Source organism: Kutzneria sp. 744 (genome assembly GCF_000568255.1).
In the GTDB taxonomy this organism is placed as follows: Bacteria; Actinomycetota; Actinomycetes; order Mycobacteriales; family Pseudonocardiaceae; genus Kutzneria.
Genome location: NZ_KK037166.1, coordinates 6769094 through 6775214, shown reverse-complemented (window position 1 = coordinate 6775214; position 6121 = coordinate 6769094). Strand labels below are relative to the sequence as shown.

At 71.4% G+C, this 6121-nt stretch carries 7 protein-coding genes and 1 pseudogene; 5 read left to right on the top strand and 3 right to left on the bottom strand.

Annotated features, from left to right (window positions below):
• The 3 genes and pseudogenes from KUTG_RS30950 to KUTG_RS30940 form a co-directional block, all read left to right on the top strand.
• Window positions 1-793, top strand: a pseudogene (locus tag KUTG_RS30950) (D-alanyl-D-alanine carboxypeptidase); the annotation flags it as partial.
• 56 nt (window positions 794-849) lie between these two features.
• Window positions 850-2697, top strand: coding sequence for a hypothetical protein (locus tag KUTG_RS30945; RefSeq protein WP_043721753.1), 1848 nt, complete (start codon window positions 850-852; stop codon window positions 2695-2697).
• A 21-nt stretch (window positions 2698-2718) separates the two neighbouring features.
• Window positions 2719-3828, top strand: coding sequence for a S53 family peptidase (locus KUTG_RS30940; protein WP_043721752.1), 1110 nt, complete (start codon window positions 2719-2721; stop codon window positions 3826-3828).
• A 4-nt stretch (window positions 3829-3832) separates the two neighbouring features.
• Here KUTG_RS30940 and yhjD read toward each other — a convergent pair whose 3' ends face one another.
• From yhjD to KUTG_RS61850, 3 genes are all read right to left on the bottom strand, one after another.
• Window positions 3833-4852: an inner membrane protein YhjD gene (gene yhjD / locus KUTG_RS30935; protein ID WP_043721751.1), complete on the bottom strand. Its 1020-nt coding sequence runs from the start codon at window positions 4850-4852 to the stop codon at window positions 3833-3835.
• Window positions 4853-4900: 48 nt separating this feature from the next.
• Window positions 4901-5227, bottom strand: a complete 327-nt coding sequence (locus KUTG_RS30930) for a hypothetical protein (RefSeq protein ID WP_043721749.1) — start codon at window positions 5225-5227, stop codon at window positions 4901-4903.
• A 281-nt stretch (window positions 5228-5508) separates the two neighbouring features.
• Complete coding sequence (locus KUTG_RS61850; RefSeq protein WP_198047367.1) at window positions 5509-5658, bottom strand: LPXTG cell wall anchor domain-containing protein; 150 nt, start codon at window positions 5656-5658, stop codon at window positions 5509-5511.
• Here KUTG_RS61850 and KUTG_RS65370 point away from each other — a divergent pair.
• The gene (locus KUTG_RS65370) at window positions 5645-5773 is read left to right on the top strand and encodes a hypothetical protein (RefSeq protein ID WP_255360947.1); all 129 of its coding nucleotides are present in this window, start codon (window positions 5645-5647) and stop codon (window positions 5771-5773) included. The two genes, KUTG_RS61850 and KUTG_RS65370, sit on opposite strands and share 14 nt — an antisense overlap.
• Before the next feature lie 48 nt (window positions 5774-5821).
• On the top strand, window positions 5822-6058 hold the full coding sequence (locus KUTG_RS61845; RefSeq protein ID WP_043721747.1) for a hypothetical protein: 237 nt from the start codon (window positions 5822-5824) through the stop codon (window positions 6056-6058).
• The last annotated feature ends 63 nt before the right edge of the window (window positions 6059-6121 follow it).

Below are 6121 nucleotides of genomic sequence, written 5' to 3'. Positions count from 1 at the left end.
GCAGGCCGGCGCCCGGCTGACCGTGGCCCAGCTCGTCCAGGCCATGCTGCTCAAGCCCGGCAACGACGTGCCGCACGCGCTGGCCCGCACCCTCGGCGGCATCCCCAAGACGCTTGACCTGATGAACGCGGCGGCCAAGCAGATGGGCGCGCTGGACACCCGAGTGGCCACGCCCGGCGGCCTCGACGGCCCCGGCATGAGCACCTCGGCCTACGACCTGGCGGTCATCTACCGGCACGCCATGCAGCTGCCGGCCTTCGCCGAGGCGGCCGGGGTCAAGTCGGTGACGCTGAGCGGCCTGACCGTGAAGAACGCGGACCAGCTGCTCACCACCTACACCGGCGCGATCTCGGCCATGACCAGCAACACCACCGACGCGCACTTCACGAACCTGTCCTCGGCGGCCAAGAGCGGCCACCGGCTGGTGGCCGTGCTGCTGCGCGGCGAGCAGCAGCAGTACGCGATGTACCGGCAGAGCTCCAAGCTGCTGGACTGGGGCTTCGCGCTGAGCACGGCCAACGCCCACCCGGTCGGCCAGCTGGTCGACCAGGCGCCGCCGGTGAAGCCCTCGGCGTCGTCGACGGCGTCGTCGACGACCAGCACCACCGACGCAGCCGGCGTGCAGAACGCGGCCGACAGGAGCCCCATGTACCAGGCGTTCGGCAACGTCGGCATGCCGCTGACCATTCTGGCCCTTGTGGTCGTGCTGGGCTTCGGGCTGATGGTCGTGCGCAAGCGCCGGGCACGGGCGGCCCGGGCGCGGCGGCTGGCGGCCCAAGCCAATAACGGTTAGGTAACGAGCACCGCTCATGTTGTCATGCGGCGGGGCGGCATCGACCAATCAGCTGGGTGAAAACCACCTACCTGCTCGGCGCGGTGACCGCCGCCGCGGGCTTGGCCCTCGGGGCCACGGCCGCGGCCCCCGCCGCGACCACCAGCCCGCACGGCCTGGTCTCGCACGACCTGTTACTGCCGACCGGCGACCACGTGCTGGCCGTCGGCGACCAGTTCGTGCTGACGCCCCGGCCGGGCGTCGGCTACTTCCGCGAGAAGATCAACGGCGACACGTACATCGTCCCGACCGATGCCAAGGGCGATCCGGCCCGGTACGACGTGTCCGCGCTGGCTCGGGGCGGAGCGCCGGCGCCGCAGGCCGCGCAGCCCAACTACCCGATGCACACGCTGGCGCTGACCGTGCTCGGGGCCGACGGCAAGCCCGCGGCGGCCAACCTGGTCCTGATCAACCTGGACAGCGAGCGGCAGTACGGGGACTTCCCGTCGACCGCGGACGGCCAGCTCCGGGTCAGCGTGCCCAACGGCCACTACGGCCTCACCGCGTACGTGCCCGGCATGGCCGGGGACAAGCTGACCGACCTGAGGGTGCTCAACCGCGCGGACATCGTCGTCGCCGGCGACCAGGCGATCACCCTGGACGCCCGCGCCGCGACCGCGCCGGTGTCGGTGCGGACCCCGCGGCCGGCCGACTTGGCCGACCTGGCCGTGCACACCATGTGGACGGACGCGAAGAAGGCGTCGGCGGAGAACTCGTTCCTCGCGCCGAACGTGCCGGTGCTGCTGGAGCCGGCTCCCGCGCCGGCCATCGGGCAGCGCCTCACGTTCATCACCGCGCACCTGGACTCCCCGGCCGGCCAAGCTGATCCGTACACCTACGACGTGGTGTTCCGGGAAGCCGGAGCCATTCTGGCCGACCAGCACCAGGTGGTCGCCGCCGACCAGCTGCAAACCGTGCACGCCAACTACTTCGGCAGTCTGCACGCCGGTTTCGCCCGCGAGCTCTGGTCGGTGGGCCTGGACCTCCCGGCCACGGCCATCCGCCCGATCACCACTCCCCTGCGCCGCACCGAGTACGTCGGCGGGGCACCGGACCTCATCGCCAAGGACTACCTGTTCACCGACGCCACCAAGCAGACCGGGGTCGTCTTCGACGGGCCGCGGGCGGTCAAACCCGGCACCACGCGAACGGCCGACTGGCTGCGGGAACCGTTGGCCCCCGGCCTGGTCCAGCCGACCGACGCCATCATCGACCAGTCCACGCCGGCGGCAGCCGGCTGGGGCTGGGGCTGCGCGGCGTGCCGCACCGGCGACACGCTCGGCATCGGCGTCCTACCGGCGGCCGACAGCGACCCGGAGCACATGCTTTCGTTGGACGACAAGGACATCACGTCCGCGCACCTGGTGCTCAGCGGGAACGGCAAGGTGTACGCCGACGTGCGGTCGACCGACACCGGCCGGGTGACCCTGCCGGCGGCCTCGGCCGTGTACCACCTGACGCTCGACGCGACCGTGCACCCGCAGTGGTTGGCGCACAGCACAACCAGCCACACCGAGTGGACCTTCGCCTCGGGGCGCTCCGACACTCGGACCGTGCCGGCCAACTGGGACTGTGAGTCGATCGGCGACGTCGCGCAGTGCTCGGCGCTGCCGCTGCTGGACGTCCGCTATGCCATGGAAGACAAGGGATCGACGATCAGCTTCGCGCACGCACCGGGCGTTTCCGCCAGCCCGATCACCAAGGCCGGCGCGGAAATCTCGTACGACGGCAAGAACTGGCTGCCGGCACCGCTGGTGTCGCTGGGCAACGGCAAGTACCGGGCACTGTGGCTGGGCAAGCCCGCCGCGCTGCGGGTGAGCGCGACTGACGCCGCCGGCAATTCCCTGCAGCAGACCGTTTCGTAATGACGTCGTCGGGAGACAACCGTGTTTCGAGCACTCGCCATCACCGCGGTCCTGCTGACCGCGGTCGCGGGCCCGGCGATCGCCAAGCCCGCCATGCCGTCCTGCCACTCTTCGAGTGATGCTCATATGGCGCACTGCCTCAGCGTCGCGCAGCATTCGGCCGACGCCGGGCACGGCGCCGACGAGCTGCGCGCTGCGTATCACCTGCCGGCCACCGGCGGCGCGGGGCAGACCATCGCCATCGTGGACGCCTACGACAATCCCAACGCCGAGAGCGACCTGGCCGCCTACCGCAGCCGCTACGACCTGCCGCCGTGCACCACGGCCAACGGCTGCTTCCGCAAGGTCAACCAGCGCGGCCAGGCCGCCCCGCTGCCGAAGGGCGATCCGGGCTGGGGCATGGAGATCGCCCTCGACCTGGACATGGCCTCGGCCGCGTGCCCCGCGTGCACAATCCTGCTGGTGGAGGGCGATGACCCGCTCGACGCCAACCTCGCCGCCTCGGTGAACACGGCCGTCGCGCAGGGGGCGAACGTGGTGTCCAACAGCTACGGCCTGGACGAGAGCAGCCACATGAGCGAACTCGCCGCCGCGTACCGGCACCCCGGCGTGCCGATCGTGGCCAGCAGTGGCGACTACGGCTTCACCACGGCGGAGTTCCCGGCCGTGCTGTCGTCGGTGATCGCCGTCGGCGGGACCACGCTGACCCGCGCCGACAACACCCGGGGCTGGACCGAGAAGGCGTGGAACTCGGCCGGCAGCGCCTGCTCGGCGTGGGTGGCCAAGCCTGCGTGGCAGCACGACGCCAACTGCGGCATGCGAACCGTCTCGGACGTCTCGGCGGTGGCCGACGACCTGGCCGTCTACGACACCTATCAGGCGCCCGGCTGGGCCACGATCGGCGGCACCAGCGCCTCGGCCCCGTTCATCGCCGGGCTGATCGCGCTGGCCGGCAACGGGTCGCACGTGCCGGACGCGTCGTACATCTACGCGCACGCCAACGCGCTGTACGACGTCGACAGCGGCGCCGTCGGCGGGCGGGACTGCGGCGGGGACTACCTGTGCAACGGCAAGCCCGGCTACGACGCCCCCACCGGCATGGGCACCCCGAACGGCATCGGCGCGTTCTGAGCCCTCAGCGCCGGCGCAGCAGCCTGGTCAGCGTCACGCCGACCAGGGCGCCGGCGCTGAGCAGGCCGGCCGCCAGGACGCCGTCCGGGCGGGCGGCCACCTGCACCGACGGCCGGATCACCACCGGCTGTGGGGCCACGACCGGGTCGGCCGAGCGGGCCATGTTCTCGCGGGCCGTCGCCGTCCATGCCGTGATGAAGACCAGGAACCGCGACACCAGGTTGATGAAGACCAGCAGGCCCAGCAGCGTGCCGAAGACCGAGCCGGACGGCGAGTCCTTGATCGTCTGGAGGTAGACGTTGCCGACCTGCTTGAGGATCTCGAAGCCGATCGCGCCGGTGATCGCGCCGCGCACGGCGCTGCGCCAGCCGACGTGGAAGCGCGGCAGGCTGGTCAGCACCCACAGGAACACCAGCCAGTTGGCCAGCAGGCCGAGCACGATCGAGGCGAGGGACAGCAGCACCTCGGCCCAGCCGGTCTGCCGCAGGCCCAGCCACTCCAGCACCAGCCCGCCCAGCGCCGAGCCGGCCGCGGTGATGCCGAACGAGACGACCAGCGCCAGGCCGAGGCCGATCAGCGTGAGCAGGTCCTTGACCGCGGTGATCAGGAACGGCAGTTGCGGGCGCTCACGGGTCCACTGGGCCGTCACGGCGTCGCGGAGGCTGGTCATCCACCCCAGGCCGGAGTAGAGGGCGGCCAGGAGGCCGAAGACGCCGACCGTGCTCCGGGACTCGATCAGCTTGCCGACGATCGTGTTGACCTCGTCGCCCAGCGCGCCCGGCACGGCGGTGGCGATGCCGGCCTTGATCTGCCCCAGCAGCTCCATGTTGCCGGCCAGCACGAATCCGGCCACCGAGAAGCCCAGCATGAGCAGGGGTATCAGCGACAGCACGCTGTAGTACGTGATCGCCGCGGCGTAGTGATCACCGTAACGCTCCGTGTACCGCGCGCCCGCGCGCAGCAGATGGTCGAGCCACGCATGACGCTTGCGCAACCGGGTCAGCAGGGATTCCTTCTCCGCCACCCGCTTACGGTAACCGTGTGTGCAGGCCGTCGCAGAGCGTTGAACTACTCAGAGCTGGCTGGGCGTGGGCCGCGGGGCCGGCTTGGGGGTGACGACGGCGGCGGCGCTCTCCTCGACGACCGCCTTGGCCGCCGCGGCGGCGGCCTTGGCCTCGCGGGCCAGGCGGTGGCGGTGGCGCAGCAGGCCGGCAACGAGGCCGCCGAAGCCCAGCAGGATGGCGATCAGGGCGAAGCCGTCCAGGGAGACCGGGACCTTGCTCTCGACGGGGGCGTCGGTCTCGGCGGCGGCCAGGCCGGCGGTGAGCAGCAGCGTGGCCGGCAGCAGGCAGGCGGCAGCCAGGGTGGAACGCGTCAGGTGCCGAACTTGGTTACGCAAGGCAGCGTCTCCCGACAGTGAGGTCGCCCCGAAAGAGTGAACACGAGGGTGGCTGTCGTTCGAAAAACTACCGAACGTGTCAACCCCACCCGTTCCGGGGACTGTGCGGTCCATCACGAGGAGCGAGAATAACGGCGCTCGCGCCTCCCCCCAGCGCCGGGTCCCACAAGATCAGGACCAGCGCTTTCACACCGCGAGTCCCGCTCCGGAGCAACCATGATGCAGGTCTCGTGCGTCGTGACGTGCCGTACGCCCCGGGCAGGCGGGGCGTACGGGACGACTCAGCCTCGGGCCTTCGGGGTCCGACGGATCATCAGCATCAGGCCGCCGCCGACGATGAGCAGCACGCCGATGGCGATCAGCATGCCCGTGTCGGTGCTGGTGCCGGTGTAGGCCAGCTCCTGCGTGCCCGGCGACGTGGACGTGGTCACCGGCGGCGCGGTCGTCGTGGTCGTGGTCGACGGCGGGGCCGTCGTGGTCGACGTGGTGGTCGACGGGGTCGTCGTGGTTGTCGTCGTCGAGCTCGTGGTCGACGACGTGGTGTAGGTCGTGCTCGTCGTCATGGACGTGGTCGTCGACGGCGTGGTGTAGGTCGTGGACGTCGTGGTCGACGGCGTGGTGGTGCTCGTCGTCGTGCACGGTGTCGTGGTGGTCGTGCTCGTCGGCGGCGTCGTCGTCGACCGGGTGGTCGTCGGCGGCGTGGTCGACGTGCACGGCGGCAGGCCGCGGCCGTCGCCGGCCGGCTCGCACGTGGGCGGAGCCGTGGTGGTGTCGCAGGTCGGCGGGTTGCCCCGGCCGGCCCGCTCGCACGGCGGGTTACCTCGCTGGTGATCGATGGCCGTGTGGACGGCCGGGCCGATATCGCTGGGCGTCGCGGCCAGGGCGGCCCCGGCA